The following is a 20514-nucleotide window of genomic DNA, read 5'->3' on the forward strand; positions in this document are numbered from 1 at the left end:
GCGGTCGAACTCCAGGCACGCCTTTCCCCCGCGAACTGCCCTCGGGAAACAAAGAATCTCCCACAGCCCATAAAATCGGATCATTTACTCTACTAAAAACATAGAGATTATATCTAATAATCCGACGCGTCGCGAGGGCTGCCAGACCTGTCAGACGACGCTCCCGATTGCTAGAAGGAACGCGACGATGAAATCCCTCGCACGGCTCGCACTGTCTGCCGCCGTCATTCCGTTCATTTTCATTCAAGGCGCAAAAGCCGACGGTCTGTCCGGCGCTCCTGCCCCTTTCGACAAGGGCGGCGTCAAGGTCGCGCTGATCAGCTACATCTCGGCCGGCGATTTCTTCCAGGCCTATCAGGCGGGGGCTGAAGCCCAGGCCAAGGCGCTGGCTATCGACCTGCGCATCTTCCCCGGCCGGCAAGACGCCGCCGAGCAGCGCGAGCAGATCCTCCAGGCGATCAATCTCGGCGTCTCCGGCATCGTCATCGACCACGGTCTGCCTGAATCGCTCGGCGACATCGTGCAGCAGGCGCTCGACAAGGGCATCAAGGTCGTGGCCTTCGACGTCAACCTCAACAATCCCAAGATTCCGCAGGTGGAGCAGAGCGATCACGAACTCGCATCATCGGCGCTTGAACAGGTGGTGAAGGACAACGGCAACAGCTTCAGCGCCGGTTATGTCTATGTCGCGGGCTTTGCGCCGCTCGACCGCCGCAACGAGGTCTGGGACAAGTTCAAGACGGACAATAAAGGCGTGGTCGAAAAGGCCCGCTTCGGCAATGTCAGCGACACGACGGCGACTTCGACCGCCGATCAGGCGAAGGCCGTGCTCACTGCCAATCCCGATATATCGGTCGTCTTCGCCCCCTATGACGAATTCGCTCGCGGCGTGAAGCTCGCCGCCAACGATCTCGGCATCGCCAAGAAACTGAAGATCTATTCGGCCGACGTGTCGACGGCCGATATCCAGGAAATCACCGAGGAAGGCAGCCCGTGGGTTGCGACCGTCGCGACCAATCCTGCCGTCGTCGGCGCCGTCTCCATTCGCGCCGCAGCCCTCGAAATCGCCGGGCAGACGGTTCCCCACCAAATCACCGTGAAGCCGACGCTTCTGACGCAGGAGAGCCTGCGTGCAGCCGGCGTCAAGACGATCGAGGAACTGGCCGAAAAGATCCCGGCCTTCAGCACGAGCGATGCGGCGACCGCCAGCTGGATCCCGGACAAGCTGTTCTGAGACCTTGCACTTCGATCCTTCCGGCGGAAGCGTGTGGCTCCCGTCGGATCATCTTTTTGGAGAATTGGAGTTCCGCCCATGAGCCAATCCAATGTCGTCTTCGCGGCCAGCCGCAACCCGACGCGCGAAGACCTCTTTGCCCGTGCCGAGGATATCTCTGCCGACCTTTCCAGGCGCGCCGCAGACCTCGATCGCGAAGGCCGACCGCCGCTTGGCGAAATCGTCAAATTGAAGAATGCCGGCCTGCTCAATGCGCTGCATCCCCGTGAGATCGGCGGCGGTGGCCTCGATTGGGTCGACGGGCTGAGGCTGGTGCGCATTCTCGCCCGTGGCGAGAGCTCGATCGGCCAGCTGCTCGGCTACCACTATGTCAACAGCCAGTACATCTATTGGGCGCTTGATGCCGCCCGCGCCCATGCGCTGGGTAGCGATACGGTCGCCAGGAACCTCTATTGGGGTGCGGCCGTCAATCCGCGCGATCCCGGGCTGGTGCTCACCCGTCGCGGCAACGGCTATGTGCTGAACGGACGCAAGTCCTTCTCCACGGCAGCGCGGGTCTCCGATTACATCAATGCCAATGCGACGCTCGACGACAAGATCGCCGGTTTCGCCGTGCCGACCAATCGTCAAGGTTACGTCGCCAATGACGACTGGGACAATATCGGCCAGCGCCTGTCGGACAGCGGCAGCGTCGAATTTCATGATTTCCCCGTTTACGAGGAAGATTTCGTCGGAGCGCCGGCTGCAGCCGACGCAGCGCCGCCGGTGCTTTCGACCTTCAATACGCCGTTCATCCAGCTGGTCTTCGTCAATTTCTATCTCGGCACCGCCGAAGGCGCGCTGCAGGCTGCCGTCGACTATGTCCGCACCACCACCCGGCCGTGGATCACCTCCGGCGTCGAGCGTGCGGCGGATGATCCTTATATCCTCGAACGCGTCGGCGAATTCACCGCAGCTGTGAAGGCCTCGGCAGCCCTTGCCGACAATGCGGCAGCCGCCGTGCAGGCGGGCCTTGCCCGCGGCCGCGATGTGACGGCGCGCGAGCGCGGCGAGGCAGCAGCGGAAGCCTATGCCGCCAAGGTCCACGCTACCCATGTCTCGCTCGACATCACCTCGCGCGTCTTCGAGCTGACGGGCGCGCGCTCGACGGCCGACAAATACCGTTTCGACCGTTTCTGGCGCAATGTCCGCACCCATACGCTGCACGATCCGGTCTTCTACAAGGCGAAGGAAGTCGGTGAATTCGTGCTGAACGACAAGATACCGGAGGTCAGTCTCTATAGCTGAGGCGGCCACGCTGTCATCGAACATGAATAACCCCATTGCCGGCGCCGGCAATGGGGTTTTCGTTTGGACGAGCGGGAGATTTCAGAGTGCGCCGTTCTTCGGCGGTGTCACACCGTTCAAATGGTAGTTGCCGACGACGTGATATTTCCAACGCACGGGATCATGCAGCGTATGGGTGCGGGCATTGCGCCAGTGGCGGTCGAGGTTGAGGCCTGTTTGTACCGACGAGGTTCCGGCAAGCTCGAAAAGCGTGTTCGAGGCCTCGAGTGCCACTTCGGTCGTCAGCACCTTCGCCGCAGCGACCGCCAGCGTCGCCGCGATCACCTTTTCCTCCGTCGTCTCGACCTGCGCGGCATCGACCTTGTGGCCGGCGCGCTCCACCAGAGCCGTTGCGGCTTCCAGCCGGATGGCGATCTGGCCGACTTTGGCGATCGTCAGCGGATCGTCTGAGGCACGCTCAAGGCCGCTGTCCATCCAGGGGCGCGATTTCGTCCTGACGAACTCCAGCGTTTCGGCAAAGGCCGCCCGTGCGATGCCGAGATCGACGCCGGCATGGATGATCTGACCAACGGAACCGATCGTCGTCGGCCGCTCGAAGCCCTTGTGATGGAAGACCACGGAATCGGCGCTGACATAGACATTGTCGAGGATCGTCGTGCCGCTGCCGGTGGTGCGCTGGCCAAAACCGTCCCAGTCGTCGACAATCTCGACACCTTCGGTGCCCTTCGGCACAAAGGCCATGGTCAGCCGATCCTCCGGATCGAGCGCAAAGATGGTGATCCAGTCGGCGAAGAGGACGCCGGTCGAATAGAATTTGCGCCCGTTGATCCGGTAACCCGGACCGTCGCGGCTGATGCGCGTATTGTAGTGGCCGACGGTCTTCGTGCCGCGCTCGGACAGCGCATTGCCGAAACGATCGCCGGCCAGCACGCGGCTGAAGAAATAACGCTGCTGCTCCTCGCCGCCGTCGGTTCTGAGCGCCTCGAGAATATAGAAATGGTTCTGCGGGATCTGGCCGATCGAGCCGTCCGCCTCCGACAGGATCGCGGTGATCTCGGCAAGCACGGCGTTGGAGACGTCGAGCCCGCCATATTGCGAGGGCACGGTGATCGCCAAAAGGCCGGACTGGGCGAGAAGATCGAGTTCGCTAAAAGGCAGGATCCTGTCGGCGTCGCGCTCGGCAGCGCGTGCGGCAAATTGCGCCGCCAGTCTGCGGGCAGTGGCGATCGCCTCCTCGTCGCTGCCGATACGGTCGGCCACGGGCCGGATCTGGTCTGCTTGCCTCAGCACGGTGTTCATCGATGTCTCCATTTCTGACGGCCCTATCGGTGAAAGAAATCGAGCGTCGAGATAAGAGTACAAATTCTATAGATGTGATAGAAAATGAAAAGTGTTTGCTTATCAGCCTCCGGCGGTCGCGATTAGGCTTCCGGTCTGGCGTTCGCGCGAAAACGCGGGTCGGAGAAGCAATGAAATTCCTGCCGGAAATTAGCGGAGCCGGCCTCGATTTGAATTCGTCGAGTTCCTACGTAACCGATATCCGATGCGTCGCTGCAGCGGCTCCAGACAGAACGCCCAATGCGGGGCAGGCGGCCGCCTTGCCCGATCCATGAGGAAAGTCATGACCCCACGGCAGTTGCGCCTCGGCGCCTTCATGCGTCCCGTCAGCCTGCATACCGGCGCGTGGCGCTATCCCGGCTCCTATCCCGACGCCAATTTCAATTTCGCGCATCTGAAGTCCTTCGCGCAGGCGTTGGAGCGGGCGAAATTCGACGCCTTCTTCATGGCCGATCACCTTGCCGTGCTCAACATGCCGGTCGAGGCGCTGCGCCGCAGCCACACCGTGACCTCCTTCGAGCCCTTCACGCTGCTGTCGGCGCTGGCGGCGGTGACGGAGCGTATCGGCCTCGTCGCGACCGCCTCCACCACCTTCGACGAGCCCTACCACATCGCTCGTCGTTTCGCCTCGCTCGACCATATCAGCGGTGGCCGCGCCGGCTGGAACATCGTCACGACGTCCAACCCCGACGCAGCGCTCAATTTCGGCCTTGACGAACATGTGGAGCACGGCGAGCGGTATCATCGCGCCCGGGAATTCTACGATGTCGTGACCGGGCTTTGGGACAGCTTCGCCGACGATGCTTTCATCCGCGACCGGGAAAGCGGCCTGTTCTTCGATCCGGAAAAGATGCATGTGCTCGGCCACAAGGGCGAGGAACTGAGCGTGCGCGGGCCGCTCAATATCGCCCGGCCGCCGCAGGGCTGGCCCGTCATCGTCCAGGCCGGCCAGTCTGACCCCGGCCGCCAGCTTGCCGCGGAGACCGCCGAAATGGTCTTCTGTTCGCCGCGCGATCTGGCCGCCGGCAAAGCGCTTTATGCCGATATCAAGGGTCGCATGGAAGCCATCGGCCGCAACCGCGACCATCTGAAGATCCTGCCCGCCGCCTTCATCATCGTCGGCGACAGCATCGACGAGGCCCGCGCCAAGCGCGCCACCCTCGACAGCCTGGTGCATTACGACAGCGCCATCGCTTCGCTTTCGATCGCGCTCGGCCATGACGCTTCGGGCTTCGATCCCGACGCACCACTGCCGGCCGATATTCCCGACACCAATGCCAGCAAGACCGGTCGCGCCCAGGTGCTGAAGCTTGCGGCGGAAGAAAATCTGACGGTGCGCCAGCTGGCGCAGCGTTATGGCGGTTATGCCGGCCTTGCCTTCGTCGGCACGCCGGCCAGCATCGCCGACGAGATGGAGCGCTGGCTTGACGAGGAGGGTTCGGACGGTTTCAACATCGTCTTTCCCTATCTGCCGCAAGGTCTCACCGACGTCACCGAACGGCTGGTTCCCGAACTGCAGCGCCGCGGCCTGTTCCGCAGTGAATATGAGGGCACGACGCTGCGCGAGCATCTCGGATTGCCGCGGCCGGAGAACCGGTTCTTTGCATCAGGTACATGAGGGGGCTCGCTTCTGCTTTCCGGAAACAAGCCGATAGCGCTCAGGCCATGACCCCAACCCGAAACGCGTCGCTTTCGCCCGGCATCAGTTCGAGGGGCCAGATGATGTTGCGGTCGCCTCCCGGATAGAACTGCCGATAAGCCGGCATGGTGGCGAGAAGCATCCGGCCGAGCGCGACACCGAGATCGTAGAGCGAGATGCGAAAGCAGCTCAGCGACGGCTGCAGGAACCGTGCGCGCGGAGCGTCACGGAAGCCGATCACCGCAAGGTCGCGGCCGGGCTTGACGCCCGATTCCATCAGGCGGCGGTAAAGGCCGATCGCCATCAGCTCGTAGATCAGGATCACCGCCGTCGGCCGCTCTTCGAGCAGCAGCAGCTCATGGGCCGCCTGATAGCCGCCCTGTTCACTCGACTTGACGCGAATGACGAGCGAGGGGTCGAAGGGAATATCGTGGCGCTCGAGCGCGCGGCGATAGCTGTCGATAAAGAGATAGCCGAGGTTGGCCTCGCTCGATGGCGCGGTGATCGCGATCCGGCGGTGGCCCAGCGTGATCAGCCGCTCGACGGCATGGTCGGCCACGCCCTCGAAATCGAGATCGATCCAGGGGAAATTGCTGGCCGAAAGGCTGCGGCCGAGCGCGACGAAGGGGATCTTCGCCCGCGATAGAAAGTCGATGCGCCGGTCGACGCGCCGCGTGTCCGAGATGATCATCGCATCGACGATGCGCCGCGCCACCATCCGCTTCAGATATTCGTGCGGGTCCTCGTCACTCGGGCAGGGCAGCATGATGAGGTCGAGCTTGTGGCGGGCAAAGACGCTCTGCAGGCCGCTGGTGACGCCGAGGAAGAAGTTGTCGGCGTTCTCGACCGTCTCCTTACTGGATTCGATCATCAATCCGATGACCTTCGTCTCGCCCTGCCTCAGGCTCCGCCCAGACTGGTTGGCGACGTAGCCGAGTTCCTCGGCTGCTGCCAGCACCCGCCGGCGGGTTTCCTGATTGACATCAGGCTTGCCGTTCAGCGCGCGGGAGACCGTGCCGATCGAGATATTCAAGTGTTCGGCAAGCTGGCGAATCCCCTTCATCGCTGACGATTTTCCTCCCATCGGTAATTTCCCATTTGGCGTCTATTGACACCGCAAAATGTTTCCGCATACAGTCGTAAACGTTTACGGAGTGCGTGTCACGAGGAGAGTTGACACCATTCCCCTGGAGGAAATCGTGAAATTCAGTGCCATTCTGTGCGGGTGCGGAGCTATGTCCAAAGGTTGGTTGCGAGCCATCGCTTCCAACCCGCTGCTGGCCGACTCCATCACCATCGTCGGCCTTGTCGACCTGAACCGGGAGACGGCGGAAAAGCTTGCCGCGGAGTTCGGGCTTGAAGGCGCCGTCATCGGTTCGGACCTGTCCGACGTCATCGCGGCCACGAAGGCCGACCTGGTCTTCGACATCGTCATTCCGGCCGCACGCTACGACGTCGTTTCGACGGCACTCAAGGCCGGCTGCCATGTGCTCAGCGAAAAGCCGATGGCGGCCTCGCTTGCCGAGGGCGCTGCGCTGGTCGACCTTGCCGCCGAGACCGGCCGCATCCACGCTGTCATCCAGAACCGTCGCTTCATATCAGGCGTGAGGCGCCTGCGTCGCTTCGTCGACAGCGGCGCGATCGGCGAACTCACCGGCATCCATTGCGACTTCTTCCTGGCGCCGCATTTCGGCGGCTTCCGCGAAGAGATGGACAACGTCCTGCTTCTCGACATGGCGATCCACACCTTCGATGCGGCGCGCTACGTCGCCGGCCGGAAGCCGCTCGCCGTCTATTGCGTCGAGCGCAATCCGAAGGGCTCGTGGTATCGGCACGGCGCCTCGGCCAACGCCATCTTCGAATTTTCCGATGACATCGTCTTCACCTATCGCGGCTCCTGGTGCGCTGAAGGCGAACGCACCAGTTGGGAAAGCCAGTGGCGCCTCGTCGGCTCGAAGGGAATGCTCATCTGGGATGGCGAGGAGAGTTTCAAGGCGACTGTCGCCGGTGAAGAGCCCGGCCTTTTGCGTGGGCACGCTGTCGTAAACGTTCCCGGTCCGGAACACGACGAGGAAACCCATGGCCACGCCAGCGTCATCGCCGACTTCATCGCGGCGATCAGCACCGGCAGACGGCCCGAGACCGCCAATTCCGACAATATCCGAAGCCTTGCCATGGTCTTCGGCGCGATCGAAAGCGCCAGGACGGGCAAGCGCGTCGAAATTTCAGCATAGGATGAACTGACGTGAGCAACCCTGCAAAATCCATTCGCATCGGCACCATGGTCAGCGGCAACAAGGGCGATGCCGCTACCCGCATCGGCGAGATCGCCGAAATGGGCTTTGAAAGCTTCGAGCCTTTCTTCTGGCAGACGACGAAGGGCCAGGACCTTGCCGAACTCGGCAAACGCTGCCTCGATGCGATCGGCGACCGCGACATCACCATCTCGACGCTCGGCATGTTCGGCAATCCGCTGGAGGAGACCGCGATCGACCTCGAGACGCTGCAGGGCTGGAAGGACTGCATCGACAATGCCCATCATTTCGGCGCCACCTGCGTTGCAGGCTTCACCGGCCGCATCCGCGGCAAGCCGCTGACAGACAGCCTGCCTCGCTACAAGCAGATCTGGAGCGAGCTCGCCAAGCGCGCTGCCGACAAGGGCATCAAGATCGCCTTCGAGAATTGCGCCATGGACGGCAATTGGGCAAGCGGCGACTGGAACATCGCCCACAATCCCGATGCCTGGGAACTGATGTTCAACGAGACCCCGGATGATAATATCGGTCTGGAATGGGAGCCATGCCATCAGATGGTCTATCTGATCGATCCTTTGCCGCAGATCCGCAAGTGGGCGCACAAATTCTTCCATGTCCACGGCAAGGATGCGACCATCCGCTGGGAGGTCATCAAGGAACACGGTATCTTCGGCAAGGAGAAGTTTGTCTTCATGCGCACGCCGGGCTTCGGCGACAGCAACTGGACCGACATCATTTCCGAGCTGCGCCTTGCCGGCTGGTCCGGCTCGATCGACATCGAAGGCTGGCATGACCCGGTCTATCGCGACGCGCTGGAGATGACTGGTCAGGTTCACGGGCTCAACTATCTGAAGAAGTGCCGGGGTGGAGATTTCGTTGTTGATCCCTGATCGACCGCCTAAGCTATTGCCACCGGGCTGGGAGGCCCGGCGGCTCCATGACTGACTAACTTGGGTCTTTTCGCGGCGCGGCCGCTTTTTTGGGAGGAAAGCATGAAAAGAATTGCAAGACTTGCGCTAGCACTCGGCACGGCGATGCTGATGACTTCGGTCGGCCATGCCGAACAGAAGACCTTCAAGATTTGGTGGTTCGAGGAGCCGACCACGGCTCAGGGCATTGTCTGGAAGAAAGCGCTCGAGGAGTTCAAGGCGAAACATCCGGACATCAACGTCAGCTTCGAGCAGAAGACCTTTCAGCAGTTGCAGGCCTCAGGCGGCATGATCCTCAATTCCGATCAGGCCCCCGACGTGCTCGAGTACAACAAGGGCAATGCGACCGCTGGCTTGGTTGCAAGCCAGGGATTACTGACCAATCTGGATGACTATGTGAAGAAGGAAGGCTGGGACAAGATCCTTAACGAAGGCGATCTTGTCCTTAGCCGTTATGACGAAAAGGGCATCTATGGCTCCGGCCCTGTTTGGGGCGTTTCGGTCTTCGGCGAATATGTTTCGTGCTTCTACAATATTGACATGTTCGAAAAGGCAGGCCTCAAGCCGCCGACGACGCTCGAAGAGTGGGTCGCTGACATGGAAGCCTTCAAGCAGAAGGGTCTCACACCTCTCGCGCTCGGCGCCATCGACACCAGTGGCCAGCACTTGCTAGCCTCTCTAGCCTATACCAAGGCCGATGACGCCTGGGTCCAGAATTATCAGGGTTTGAAGGCTCCCCTCGACGGCGCGCCCTACCTCTATGCGGCGCAGACATTGCTCGACTGGGTCAAAAAGGGCTACATCAACAAGGACTCCACGGGCATGAAGGACCCGGACGCGGCTCTGCTCTTCACCTCCGGCAAGGCGCCGATGTACGTCTCGGGCACTTGGAATCTCGGCACCTTCGCCTCGACCATCAAGGACTTCAAGTGGGGTCAGTTCGTCATTCCGACGCCGAAATATTCGGTCGGCTCGACAGGCAATCTCTGGGTCGTTCCCAAGGGTAGCAAGAATCCCGATCTCGCCGCCGAGTGGATCAGCCTGACCTTATCGCCGAAATATCAAGCTGAACTCGGCAATGCCGGCGGCGTGCCGATCGCCGCTGATCTTTCCGTCATCACCAACCCCATCGGTAAGAACGCCGCAGCGGTTTTCAAGCAGATCTCTGACAAAAGCGGCCTCGGTTTCTATCCTGACTGGCCGGTTCCCGGCTACTACGACGTGCTCAACCAGAAAGACACCGGTCTCTTCCAGGGCAGTCTTACTGCGGAGCAGTTCGTGGAACAGATCAAGCAGGTTTACGACGACACGCAGGAAAATCAGTAGCGCGACCTTGAATGCTGGGCTGCGCCCAAGGCGCAGCCCAGCATGCGAGGCTGAAGGAAGAATGATATGGCCATATCCAGCCAGCGATCGAGCGACGGTTCACGAAGCTATAGCCTCTATCTCATTCCGGGGACGATCGGCTTCATTCTAATCGTACTCATACCGCAGCTTGCTAATCTCGGGCTGAGCTTCACGGCATGGAAAGGCGTCGGCACGCCACGACCGGTCGGCCTGCAGAATTATCATCGCCTGCTGACGGATGATCAATTCTGGGGATCGATGTATCACACGCTGCTGTTCATCGTTTCGATGACCGTCATACCGGTGTGCATTGGCCTGGTGTTGGCCGCTCTGCTGTTCGACTATGTCAGGGACCAATTCGGTGAATGGGTATCGAGCTTTTTCAGGGCCGGTTTTTACTTACCGCAGATTCTGCCCGTAACGGTCGCGGGCGTTCTCTGGGGCTGGATTCTGAATCCCGTCGGTGTCATCAACATCACGCTAAAGGCCATCGGCCTGGGTAATTTTGCACAGAACTGGATCGGCGATGCGACATACGCGCTTGCTGCCGTCTCGCTCGTCATTGTCTGGATACAGGTCGGCTACTGTCTGGTGGTTTTCATGGCCGGTCTTTCGCGTATCGACCCTTCTCTCTACGAGGCTGCGGAGCTCGATGGGGCAAACTGGTGGAGCCGGTTTGTGACGATCACCATTCCACTTCTGGCGCCGGAGATTTTCGTCGTTGTTCTGACCACGCTGATCGCAGCGCTTAAAGTCTTTGCGCCAATCTTTGTCATCACCGCCGGCGGCCCCGACAATGCCACCCTCGTGCCATCCTATCTGACTTACTACCACTTCTTCACAACACAGCGCGTCGGCTATGCCGCGGCCATCGCGGTCGTGCAAACGACTCTGACGATTGCGTTGGCTGTCATTTTCCTACGCTTCCAGAGCCAGCAGGAGTCGAAGGAGTAGATCATGGCTTACTCAGTTCTCAGCGATGTTACGACCAAGACAAAGGCGACGGCGGCAGCCGATCGCGCGCGACGCGATCCCATGCGGTGGGTGGTGCTGGCCATCCTTATTCTACTCCTCGCCTTTACGCTCTTTCCCTTTTTCCTTGCTCTGCTCAACGCCGTCAAGGCCAGTGCCGAATACGCGGTTGGCGGACCGCTATCGATTCCCCGGTCGATCGATCTCACGGCGATCGAGAAATTCTGGACGGTGTCTGATTTCAGCCGCAAGCTGCTCAACAGCGTGGTGATCAGTCTCGCTGTGTCAGTGTTGGGGGTGCTGATAAGCCTGTTCAACGCCTATGCGATTGGGGTCGGCAAGGTGCCGGGTTCGCGCGTGATTTTGGTGGTCTTTCTTCTGGGCATTATGGTGCCGCAGGAGTCGATCATTTACCCGCTATACTACATGGCCAAAGCGAGCGGTCTCTACGATACGCAGCTTTCCGTGATCATCATTTTCGCGGTCTTGCAAAGCGCTTTCGGGACTTACCTGCTATCGACCGTGCTGAGTACCTTTCCCAAGGAAATCCTCGAAGCGGCCGAGATGGATGGTTCGACCCACTGGAAAACGCTCTGGTTCGTCGTCGTCCCAGTACTGCGGCCGACACTCATGGTCCTGGGAACCTTCTTTTTCATCTGGACTTGGAACGAATTCTTGATCCCGCTCGTCATGCTGGTGTCCAATAACAACCAGACGGTCTCGGTCGCCATGGGCCTCACCCGCGGTCAGAATATGTCGGACCCGGTGCTGCAGGCCTCGGCGGCTTTCCTGGGTATAATACCGACCGTGATCTTCTTCTTGATCTTCCAACGCACGCTAACGCGCGGCATCGCCGCCGGAGCAGTCAAATGACGACATTTTTCACCCTTGGCCATCTCATCGGTCCCGGTTGGGGACCAGCAAGGTTTTCGGCATGAGCCAGGACATCCAGATCGAACTCTTGGGCATCGAGAAGCACTACGGCGCCTTTCACGCGCTTAAGAATGTCAACCTTTCAATTCCCAAGGGCACGTTCGTCGCGCTGGTCGGTCCGTCCGGATGCGGCAAGTCCACGTTGCTCCGCTCGCTTGCCGGGCTGGAAAAAATTACCGGCGGCACGCTGAAGATTGCCGGCGAGGTGATGAACGACGTGCCGCCGCGGGCGCGTAATATCGCCATGGTTTTTCAAAGTTACGCCCTGTATCCGCATATGACGGTGGAACAGAACCTGACCTATTCGCTGAAAATGCACGGCGTCCCCAAGGCTGAGGCAAAGCAGAAAGCCGAGGAAGTCGCTGTCATCACCGGTCTTTCCCGGCTGCTCGACCGTTATCCGCGCCAGCTTTCGGGAGGCCAACGGCAGCGTGTAGCCATGGGCCGCGCCATTATCCGCAATCCCCAGGCCTTCCTGTTCGACGAGCCGCTTTCCAACCTTGATGCAGCGCTCCGTGTCTCGATGCGCAAGGAAATCCGCGCCCTGCACGACCGGCTGGGCGCCACCTCGGTGTACGTCACCCATGACCAGATCGAAGCGATGACGATGGCCGACCATGTGGTGGTGATGCGCGATGGCGTCATCGAACAGCAGGGCGCGCCGCTCGACCTCTACGACCGGCCGGCAAACCGGTTCGTTGCCGGTTTCATTGGCTCGCCGGCCATGAATTTCATTCCCGCGATTGCCGCGGAAGACGGCAAGAGCCTGATCCTGGACTTCGGCGCGATGAAGCAGACGCTTGCGATCACCCGTGCCATCGAGCCCGGACGTAAGCTCATCGCCGGCATCCGTCCGGAACATATCGGCGTCGTCGAGCCCGGACACGGCAGCTTCGATGTGCCGATTGCATTCGTCGAATCGACCGGCTCCTCGACCTTCATCGTCGCGGAGACCCAGCCGGAACTGACGATCGTCGAGACGCGCCGCGACAGGGTCAAGGCAGGAGACATGATCGGACTGTCGGTCGATCCCGACCAGATCCATCTCTTCGACGCCTCGACGGACCACGCCATATAAAGGCCGCGGCCCGTCGGCTTGCTATTGTCAAAATCGAACCGGGTGACACCGTCGAGCCAGATCTCGAAAGCATCGCCGGCGACTGGCTGCGCGACAAGCTCGAGCCGACGATCGCCTGACGGCCTGCCAGTCGAGCTTCGATCGGCAAGAAAAATAGATCCTGCACATTCATCGCTGTTGACAACGGCGAGCAATCGATATTGTCTTGTAAAGCGCTTTACTAAACCGCTTTACAATAGGTCCAATCAATGGCCAAGGGAACGACACCAAGTCTGAAGGATGTTGCAGCCGCGGCCAACGTGTCGGTCACGACAGTGTCGCGTTTCGTCAACGGAAGCCTCGATCTTCCCTTTCAGACCAAGAAGCGCATCGAGGATGCGATCAAGACGCTGAACTACCGGCCGAACCCGCATGCGCGTCGCTTAAGCAGGGGGCGCTCGGACACGATCGGCCTCGTCGTGCCCGATATCGCCAACCCTTTCTTCGCGACCCTTGTCGCCGCCGTCGAGCAGGCGGCCGATGAAAAGAAGCTTGCGGTCTCGTTGCACGCCACGCTCAACCGGCCGGGGCGCGAGATCGAATATCTGCAACTGATCGAGCGCAATCACGTCGACGGCCTGATCTTCGTCACCAACCATCCCGACGACGGTGCGCTCGCTGCCCTCATCAACGGCAGCGGCAAGGTCATCATCGTCGATGAGGACATTCCGGATTCGAAGGCGCCGAAGCTGTTCTGCGACAATGAGCAGGGCGGTTATCTCGCCGGCCAGCACCTGGCCGAGCAAGGCCATCGCCACGTTCTCTTCATCGGCGGCGACGAGCGCATGATCAGCGCCCGCAGGCGTTATGACGGCCTGCTGAAGGCGCTGAGGGAGCGGCATGGCGAGGAAGCCCGGGTCGACCGCTATGCCGGCGAATACACCATCGAATACGGCCGTGCGGCGGCGCTCGAATATCTCGCCGGAGACCGAGAGGCGACGGCGATCTTCGCCAGCTCCGACGAGATCGCCATCGGGCTCGTCGAGGTCTTCGGCAGCCGGGGCGTCTCGATCCCCGGCGACATCTCGGTCATCGGCTTCGACGATGTCGGCCCGCTTCATCTTTTTGCGCCGCCGCTGACGGCCATCCGCCAGCCGGTGCGCCAGATCGGCCGGCGATCGCTGGAGCTGCTTCTAGAAACCAATTGGCACGAGTGGAAACCATCCGCTTCGGAGGAATTGGTGCCTGTCGAAATCGTGGTGCGGAACTCCGTTGCGCCGCCTGCGAAATAATAATCAGCAACGTCAAAAAACCAAAAGAGGATGAGAACATGACACTGAATTTGACAAGACGAACGATGATCGCAGCCGCCGGCTTTACGGCATTGACCTTCATCGGCCTGTCCAGCGCTGAGGCGCAGGAAAAGAAGACGGTCGCACTGGTGCAGATCAACCAGCAGGCGCTTTTCTTCAACCAGATGAATGAGGGCGCCCAGAAGGCGGCCGATGCTGCCGGCGTCAAGCTGGTGATCTTCAACGCCAACAACGAGACGACGGCGCAAAACAGCGCCATCGAAACCTACGTCCAGGAAAAGGTCTCCGGGCTTGCCGTCGTGGCGATCGACGTCAACGGCATCATGCCGGCGGTCAAGCAGGCGGCCGATGCCGGCATTCCCGTCGTCGCCATCGACGCCATCCTGCCTGATGGTCCGCAGAAGGCGCAGATCGGCGTGGACAACGCCGCGGCCGGCGCCGACATGGGCAAATACTTCCTCGACTACGTCAAGGCGAACATGGGCGGCAAGGCCAAGCTCGGCGTTGTCGGCGCGCTGAACTCGTTCATTCAGAACATCCGCCAGGACGGCTTCGAGAAGACCCTGAAAGGCGTCGACGGCATTGAAATGGCCGGCGTCGTCGACGGGCAGAACATCCAGGACAACGCCCTTGCGGCGGCCGAAAACCTGATCACCGCCAATCCTGACCTGACCGCGATCTACGCCACCGGCGAGCCGGCCCTGATGGGAGCGATCGCCGCCGTCCAGAGCCAGGGCAAGCAGGATAAGATCAAGGTGTTCGGCTGGGATCTGACTGCCGAAGCCATTGCCGGCATCGATGCCGGCTTCGTCATCGCCGTCGTCCAGCAGGATCCGGCCGCGATGGGCGGTGCCGCCGTCGACGCGCTCGTCAAGGCCTCGGCCGGCGAAGCCGTCACCAAGACGATCTCGGTGCCGATCACCATCGTGACCAAGGAGAATGTCGAGCCATACCGGGCCGTCTTCAAATGATCGAGAGCGGACAGCGTGACATCGCTGCCGCCGGTTCCGGAGGGGTCGCACCCTCCGGAACCGGCACATCCGGCGGCACCCGATCCGACCCGCGCATCTCGCTGCGCGGCATCCGCAAGTCCTTCGGCTCGCACCAGGCGTTGCGCGGCGTCGATCTCGACATCTTCCCCGGGGAATGCCTGGGCCTCGTCGGCGATAACGCCGCCGGCAAATCGACGCTGACGAAGATCATCTCGGGAACCTACATTCCCGATGCCGGCACCATCACCATGGAAGGTGAGGAGGTTCGCTTCTCCGGCCCCGCGGACGCGCGTGGCAGAAATATTGAAATGGTGTTCCAGGATCTCAGCCTCTGCGACCATATCGATGTCGTCGGCAATCTCTTCCTCGGCCGCGAACTCAGTCGCGGGCCGTTTCTCGACACCAGGACGATGCTGTCCGAAGCCCGCAAGATGCTGGATTCGCTTGAGATCCGCATCCCGAGGCTGACCGGGAAGGTCGCCCAGCTTTCCGGCGGGCAGCGTCAGGCGATCGCGATCGCACGCGCCGCCTCCTTCAAGCCGAAGGTGCTGATCATGGATGAGCCGACGTCCGCACTTGCCGTCGCCGAGGTCGAGGCGGTTCTGGCCCTGATCAACCGCGTCAAGGCAAATGGGGTTTCGGTGATCCTCATCACCCACCGGCTGCAGGATCTCTTCCGGGTCTGTGACCGCATTGCGGTGATGTACGAGGGCACGAAGGTGGCCGAACGGCAGATCGGCAGCACCAATCTCGAAGATCTCGTCAGGCTGATCGTCGGTGAAGGAGCCAGGCAATGACGGCTTATACGGAACGCGGCCACGGCTCGCGCGTCGCCGATTTCTTCGGTGAACACGCACAGGTCCTGTCGATCGCCATTTTCTTCCTCGCCTGCATGATTTTCTTCTCGATCGGCAGCGAAACCTTCTTCACGCTCGGCAACATCCTGAACATCGTGCGCCAAGCCGCTCCCATCCTGATCGTCGCCATCGCCATGACCTTCGTCATCATCACCGGCGGCATCGATCTTTCGGTCGGATCGCAGGTCGCGCTCGTCAATGCGGTTGCGGCGATCATCATGGCGATGGGTGTTCCCTGGCCGTCGGTCGTCATCGGCATGATCGTGCTCGGCGGCTTCATGGGGCTGGTGCAGGGCTGGTTTACCGCCTATCAGGGCATCCCGGCCTTCATCGTCACGCTTGCCGGCCTCTCGATCCTGCGCGGCCTGGCGCTCTATCTGACCCAGGGCTATTCGATTCCGATCAAGGATGCGCCGGGCTTCTTCGCGCTCGGTCGGGGCGAAATCCTCAGCTTCCCGATCCCAGCGGTCATTGCCGTCGCCATCGCCATTCTCGGCTATGTCGTCATCACCGCGACCAAATATGGCCGGCAGGTCGTGGCGGTCGGCTCCAATGCAGAGGCGGCGCGGCGCGTCGGCATGCCCGCCAAATGGATCATCGCCTCGGTCTATATCATCTCCGGCGTCGCCTGCGCCGTCGCCGGCCTGCTGATCGCCGCTCGCCTCGGCTCCGGTTCGTCCAATGCCGCCGTCGGTTTCGAGCTGCAGGTAATCGCCGCCGTGGTGCTCGGCGGAACGTCGCTGATGGGCGGACGCGGCACCATCCTCGGCACCGTGCTTGGCACGCTGACCATCGCCGTCATCGGCAACGGCCTGATCCTGATGCACATATCGCCGTTCTTCACCCAGATCGTCACCGGCGCCATCATCCTCGTCGCCATCTGGCTGAATACGCGCATCTTCACGGCCAATTTCCATTTCCGGCTGGGCAGGAAAGGATGAAGCGATGAGCGAGCAGACAACAGAAAGCCTATCCGAAGCCCATGTCCGCTCCGGCAAGGTGATGACCGTTACCGGCTCCATCTCGGCGGATGCACTCGGCGTGACGCTGATGCACGAGCATATCCTCAACGACTGCCGCTGCTGGTGGCATGCGCCGAAGACGCCGGAACGGCAATATCTCGCCGAAAGCTTCGTCTGCATGGAGATCCTCGGCGAACTCCGGCAGGACCCCTTCGTCAACAAGCACAATATCACGCTGGATGACGAACATCTGGCAGTGACAGAACTCAAGGATTTCGCCGCGGCGGGCGGGCGCACCGTGGTGGAACCGACCTGCAAGGGCATCGGCCGTGATCCCCTGGCACTCCAGCGCATCTCGAAAGCATCCGGTCTCAACATCGTGATGGGGGCGGGTTATTACCTCGGCTCCTCACATCCTGAAGGCGTCGCCGCGATGGGCGTCGACGACATCGCGGGTGAAATCGTCCGCGAGGCGAGGGAAGGGGTCGACGGCACCGGCGTCAGGATCGGCCTGATCGGCGAGATCGGCGTCTCCTCGGATTTCACCGCTGAGGAGGAGAAGTCGCTGCGCGGTGCGGCACGCGCACAGGTGCTGACCGGGCTTCCGCTGATGGTGCATCTGCCGGGCTGGTTCCGTCTCGGCCACCGCGTGCTCGACGTGGTGGCGGAGGAGGGGGCGGATCTCCGCCACACCGTGCTTTGCCATATGAATCCGTCGCATGACGACATCGCCTACCAGAGCGAGCTGGCGGAGCGCGGCGCCTTCATCGAATACGACATGATCGGCATGGATTTCTTCTATGCCGACCAGCAGGTGCAATGCCCGAGCGACGAGGAGGCGGCGCGTGCGATCGTGCGTCTCGTCGAGGCCGGTTATCTCGACCGGATTCTTCTGTCGCACGACGTCTTTCTGAAGATGATGCTGACGCATTACGGCGGCAATGGCTACGCCTATATCCTCCGCCACTTCCTTCCCCGTCTTCAGCGGCACGGCCTCGACAGGACGGTTCTCGACGAAATGATGCGCAGCAATCCGCGCCGCGTCTTTCATGCCGGAGCTTAGCTCCATCAATTCAATCGATCACAGGTACCGCAGACCATGACAAAAAAAATCCTCCTTGTCGGCGAGAGCTGGGTCAGCTCCGCCACGCATTACAAAGGCTTCGACCAGTTCGGCAGCGTCACCTTCCATCTCGGCGCCGAACCGCTGGTCAAGGCGCTCGCCGGCAGCGCCTTCGAGCTCACCTATATGCCGGCGCATGAGGCGGTGGAGAAGTTCCCCTTCGAGATCGCCGGGCTCGACGCCTATGACGCCATCATTCTCTCCGATATCGGCGCCAACTCGCTGCTGCTGCCGCCGGATGTGTGGCTGCATTCGCGCACCGTGCCGAACCGCCTGAAGCTTCTGAAGGCGTGGGTGGAGAAGGGCGGCGGCCTGCTGATGGTCGGCGGCTACTTCTCCTTCCAGGGCATCGACGGCAAGGCGCGCTGGCGGCGTACCCCCGTCGAAGACACGCTGCCCGTCACCTGCCTGCCGTATGACGACCGCGTCGAAATTCCCGAGGGCACCGTTGCTGAGGTCGTGAAGCCGGAGCATCCGACGATGCAGGGTCTCGAAGGCGCCTGGCCGGTGCTTCTCGGCGTCAACGAGGTCGAAGTGCGAGACCATGCCGATGTCGAGATCGTCGCGCGCCTGCCGGAGGATCAGGGCGGCCATCCGCTGCTCGTCGTCGGCACGCACGGCACTGGGCGGACGGCGGCCTGGACGTCGGATATCGGCCCGCACTGGCTCTCGCCCGCGTTCTGCGAATGGGAAGGCTACGGCCGGCTCTGGAAGAACATCCTCGGCTGGCTCACCGAAAAGCAGGCGTGATTTTACCGCGCACGGAATTGGAAAGGGAGTGACATGCAGGAAATTTCGGACAGGCCGTCCAACGCCATCAGGGATATCTTCGGCAGGGACAAGGTTCTGATCGGCATGATCCATTGCCCGGCCTTTCCGGGCGCGCCGCGCTACCGGGGGGCTGCGATGGATGCGATCTACGACGCGTGTATGCGCGACGCTGAAGCCTGCGTGGAAGGCGGCCTGCATGGGCTGATCATCGAAAATCACGGCGATGTGCCGTTTTCGAAGCCCGAGGATATCGGCCCCGAGACGACCGGCTTCATGTCCGTCGTCACCGACCGGATCGCGCGCGCCGCCGGCATTCCGCTTGGTGTCAACGTGCTGGCCAACGCACCGATTCCAGCCTTCGCCATTGCCATGGCGGGTGGCGCCAAATTCATCCGCGTCAATCAATGGGCCAATGCCTATGTCGCCAATGAAGGCTTCATGGAGGGCAGGGCGGCCGAGGCCATGCGCTACCGCTCGCTGTTGAGGGCCGAGCACATCAAGGTCTTTGCCGACAGCCACGTCAAGCATGGCAGCCACGCCATCGTCGCCGACCGCTCGATCCAGGAACTGACGCGCGATCTCGCCTTCTTCGATGCCGACGGCGTCATCGCTACCGGCCAGCGAACCGGCAATTCGGCAACGATGGAAGAAATCGAGGAGATCGGTGCGGCGACACACCTGCCGCTGCTCGTCGGCTCCGGCGTCAACAAGGACAATATCGTCGATATTCTCCGCCGCACCAACGGCGTCATCGTTGCGTCTTCGTTGAAGCGCGGCGGCGTCTGGTGGAACCCGGTCGACGTCGAGCGGGTGCGCGCCTTCCGGGCGGCGGCCGAACCGGGACTGGAGGGCTGAGCATGGCGGCAGAGAGCCTTTCGGCCCGCATCCTGCGCGAGAACGATGCTGTCTTCCGGACGATGCTGAGCCACCGCTTCGTCGAGGACGTCAAGAACGACACGCTGAGCAAGGCGGCTTTCGAACGTTATCTCGTCTATGAAGGGGCCTTCGTCGACAGCGCCATCTCGATCTTCGCCTATGCGGCGGCGACCGCCAAGACGATGATGCAGAAGCGTTGGCTGATCGCGGTTCTCGATGCGCTCGCCAACGAGCAAATCGCCTATTTCGAGCGCACCTTCGCCAGCCGCGGCATCGATCCCTCGTCCTTCGATACCGGCATCGCCGAGGTCGAGGCCTTTCGCACCGGCATGTTGGAGATCGCCCGCCAAGGCGGTTTCCTCGACACGGTCGCGGCGATGTTTGCGGCCGAGTGGATGTATTGGACATGGTCGAAGGAAGCAGCCAACCGCCCGATCAGCGATCCGCTCTTAAAAGAATGGGTCGACCTGCATGTCGATCCGAATTTCGCCGCCCAGGCGCAATGGCTGAAGAATGAACTCGACATGACAGGCGAAACGCTGGAAGAGGATGAAAAAGCGCGGCTCAGCGCGATCTTCGGCCGGGCGATGCAGCTCGAGGTCGATTTTCACGATGCGCCTTACCTTTAG

19 protein-coding genes are annotated in these 20514 nt (G+C 61.4%); 17 read left to right on the forward strand and 2 right to left on the reverse strand.

The annotated features are described in order from the left end of the window. The first annotated feature begins 187 nt into the window (after positions 1-187). On the forward strand, positions 188-1234 hold the full coding sequence (locus tag AC1ECN_RS05465) for a substrate-binding domain-containing protein (RefSeq protein WP_075223674.1): 1047 nt from the start codon (positions 188-190) through the stop codon (positions 1232-1234). A 78-nt stretch (positions 1235-1312) separates the two neighbouring features. Further along, the gene (locus AC1ECN_RS05470; RefSeq protein ID WP_477952402.1) at positions 1313-2521 is read left to right on the forward strand and encodes an acyl-CoA dehydrogenase family protein; all 1209 of its coding nucleotides are present in this window, start codon (positions 1313-1315) and stop codon (positions 2519-2521) included. 81 nt (positions 2522-2602) lie between these two features. Here the strand turns inward: AC1ECN_RS05470 and AC1ECN_RS05475 are convergent, their stop codons facing one another. Further along, entirely contained in the window at positions 2603-3820 is a 1218-nt protein-coding gene (locus tag AC1ECN_RS05475; protein WP_130662994.1) for an SfnB family sulfur acquisition oxidoreductase, read from the reverse strand. Positions 3821-4142: 322 nt separating this feature from the next. Between AC1ECN_RS05475 and AC1ECN_RS05480 the strand changes: the two genes are divergently transcribed. After that, a complete protein-coding gene (locus AC1ECN_RS05480) occupies positions 4143-5477 on the forward strand; it encodes an LLM class flavin-dependent oxidoreductase (RefSeq protein WP_131706468.1) in 1335 nt (444 codons plus the stop codon). Between the two features lie 40 nt (positions 5478-5517). On the opposite strand, the gene AC1ECN_RS05485 is transcribed toward AC1ECN_RS05480, so the two are convergent. After that, positions 5518-6561, reverse strand: coding sequence for a substrate-binding domain-containing protein (locus tag AC1ECN_RS05485; protein ID WP_477952404.1), 1044 nt, complete (start codon positions 6559-6561; stop codon positions 5518-5520). Between the two features lie 136 nt (positions 6562-6697). Between AC1ECN_RS05485 and AC1ECN_RS05490 the strand changes: the two genes are divergently transcribed. From AC1ECN_RS05490 to AC1ECN_RS05555, 14 genes are all read left to right on the forward strand, one after another. Next, entirely contained in the window at positions 6698-7732 is a 1035-nt protein-coding gene (locus AC1ECN_RS05490) for a Gfo/Idh/MocA family protein (RefSeq protein WP_477952405.1), read from the forward strand. 11 nt (positions 7733-7743) lie between these two features. Then, on the forward strand, positions 7744-8643 hold the full coding sequence (locus AC1ECN_RS05495; RefSeq protein WP_477952406.1) for a sugar phosphate isomerase/epimerase family protein: 900 nt from the start codon (positions 7744-7746) through the stop codon (positions 8641-8643). 102 nt (positions 8644-8745) lie between these two features. Then, on the forward strand, positions 8746-10008 hold the full coding sequence (locus tag AC1ECN_RS05500; protein WP_075223681.1) for an ABC transporter substrate-binding protein: 1263 nt from the start codon (positions 8746-8748) through the stop codon (positions 10006-10008). 66 nt (positions 10009-10074) lie between these two features. After that, positions 10075-10983, forward strand: a complete 909-nt coding sequence (locus tag AC1ECN_RS05505; protein ID WP_024320141.1) for a carbohydrate ABC transporter permease — start codon at positions 10075-10077, stop codon at positions 10981-10983. 3 nt (positions 10984-10986) lie between these two features. After that, entirely contained in the window at positions 10987-11874 is an 888-nt protein-coding gene (locus tag AC1ECN_RS05510) for a carbohydrate ABC transporter permease (protein WP_018069356.1), read from the forward strand. Between the two features lie 61 nt (positions 11875-11935). Next, positions 11936-13012, forward strand: coding sequence for an ABC transporter ATP-binding protein (locus AC1ECN_RS05515; RefSeq protein ID WP_130679458.1), 1077 nt, complete (start codon positions 11936-11938; stop codon positions 13010-13012). Positions 13013-13260: 248 nt separating this feature from the next. Next, a complete protein-coding gene (locus tag AC1ECN_RS05520; RefSeq protein ID WP_477952409.1) occupies positions 13261-14283 on the forward strand; it encodes a LacI family DNA-binding transcriptional regulator in 1023 nt (340 codons plus the stop codon). A 38-nt stretch (positions 14284-14321) separates the two neighbouring features. Next, positions 14322-15275 carry an ABC transporter substrate-binding protein gene (locus AC1ECN_RS05525; protein ID WP_131706466.1) on the forward strand — a complete coding sequence of 318 codons (954 nt, stop codon included), beginning with the start codon at positions 14322-14324 and terminating at the stop codon, positions 15273-15275. Further along, a complete protein-coding gene (locus AC1ECN_RS05530) occupies positions 15272-16093 on the forward strand; it encodes an ATP-binding cassette domain-containing protein (RefSeq protein WP_024320145.1) in 822 nt (273 codons plus the stop codon). Before AC1ECN_RS05525 ends, AC1ECN_RS05530 begins: the two co-directional genes overlap by 4 nt. After that, positions 16090-17094 (forward strand): ABC transporter permease, encoded by a 1005-nt coding sequence (locus AC1ECN_RS05535; protein ID WP_018069361.1) that lies wholly within the window; start codon positions 16090-16092, stop codon positions 17092-17094. Before AC1ECN_RS05530 ends, AC1ECN_RS05535 begins: the two co-directional genes overlap by 4 nt. A 4-nt stretch (positions 17095-17098) precedes the next feature. Next, on the forward strand, positions 17099-18178 hold the full coding sequence (locus AC1ECN_RS05540) for a phosphotriesterase family protein (protein WP_477952412.1): 1080 nt from the start codon (positions 17099-17101) through the stop codon (positions 18176-18178). 36 nt (positions 18179-18214) lie between these two features. Beyond that, complete coding sequence (locus AC1ECN_RS05545; RefSeq protein ID WP_477952414.1) at positions 18215-18988, forward strand: glutamine amidotransferase; 774 nt, start codon at positions 18215-18217, stop codon at positions 18986-18988. A gap of 33 nt (positions 18989-19021) precedes the next feature. Further along, the gene (locus AC1ECN_RS05550) at positions 19022-19864 is read left to right on the forward strand and encodes a BtpA/SgcQ family protein (RefSeq protein WP_477952415.1); all 843 of its coding nucleotides are present in this window, start codon (positions 19022-19024) and stop codon (positions 19862-19864) included. A 2-nt stretch (positions 19865-19866) separates the two neighbouring features. Then, positions 19867-20514 carry a TenA family protein gene (locus tag AC1ECN_RS05555; protein WP_477952416.1) on the forward strand — a complete coding sequence of 216 codons (648 nt, stop codon included), beginning with the start codon at positions 19867-19869 and terminating at the stop codon, positions 20512-20514.

It is taken from the genome of Rhizobium sp. 01N447_2 (assembly GCF_056399245.1).

Bases quoted from the DNA above. Each gene is read 5' to 3' on its own strand.
- AC1ECN_RS05465 (WP_075223674.1), top strand. From the start codon at position 188: ATGAAATCCCTCGCACGGCTCGCACTGTCTGCCGCCGTCATTCCGTTC.
- AC1ECN_RS05535 (WP_018069361.1), top strand. From the start codon at position 16,090: ATGACGGCTTATACGGAACGCGGCCACGGCTCGCGCGTCGCCGATTTC.
- AC1ECN_RS05485 (WP_477952404.1), bottom strand. From the start codon at position 6,561: ATGAAGGGGATTCGCCAGCTTGCCGAACACTTGAATATCTCGATCGGC.
- AC1ECN_RS05520 (WP_477952409.1), top strand. From the start codon at position 13,261: ATGGCCAAGGGAACGACACCAAGTCTGAAGGATGTTGCAGCCGCGGCC.
- AC1ECN_RS05555 (WP_477952416.1), top strand. From the start codon at position 19,867: ATGGCGGCAGAGAGCCTTTCGGCCCGCATCCTGCGCGAGAACGATGCT.
- AC1ECN_RS05545 (WP_477952414.1), top strand. From the start codon at position 18,215: ATGACAAAAAAAATCCTCCTTGTCGGCGAGAGCTGGGTCAGCTCCGCC.
- AC1ECN_RS05480 (WP_131706468.1), top strand. From the start codon at position 4,143: ATGACCCCACGGCAGTTGCGCCTCGGCGCCTTCATGCGTCCCGTCAGC.
- AC1ECN_RS05530 (WP_024320145.1), top strand. From the start codon at position 15,272: ATGATCGAGAGCGGACAGCGTGACATCGCTGCCGCCGGTTCCGGAGGG.
- AC1ECN_RS05515 (WP_130679458.1), top strand. From the start codon at position 11,936: ATGAGCCAGGACATCCAGATCGAACTCTTGGGCATCGAGAAGCACTAC.
- AC1ECN_RS05550 (WP_477952415.1), top strand. From the start codon at position 19,022: ATGCAGGAAATTTCGGACAGGCCGTCCAACGCCATCAGGGATATCTTC.
- AC1ECN_RS05525 (WP_131706466.1), top strand. From the start codon at position 14,322: ATGACACTGAATTTGACAAGACGAACGATGATCGCAGCCGCCGGCTTT.
- AC1ECN_RS05540 (WP_477952412.1), top strand. From the start codon at position 17,099: ATGAGCGAGCAGACAACAGAAAGCCTATCCGAAGCCCATGTCCGCTCC.
- AC1ECN_RS05500 (WP_075223681.1), top strand. From the start codon at position 8,746: ATGAAAAGAATTGCAAGACTTGCGCTAGCACTCGGCACGGCGATGCTG.
- AC1ECN_RS05475 (WP_130662994.1), bottom strand. From the start codon at position 3,820: ATGAACACCGTGCTGAGGCAAGCAGACCAGATCCGGCCCGTGGCCGAC.
- AC1ECN_RS05505 (WP_024320141.1), top strand. From the start codon at position 10,075: ATGGCCATATCCAGCCAGCGATCGAGCGACGGTTCACGAAGCTATAGC.
- AC1ECN_RS05470 (WP_477952402.1), top strand. From the start codon at position 1,313: ATGAGCCAATCCAATGTCGTCTTCGCGGCCAGCCGCAACCCGACGCGC.
- AC1ECN_RS05510 (WP_018069356.1), top strand. From the start codon at position 10,987: ATGGCTTACTCAGTTCTCAGCGATGTTACGACCAAGACAAAGGCGACG.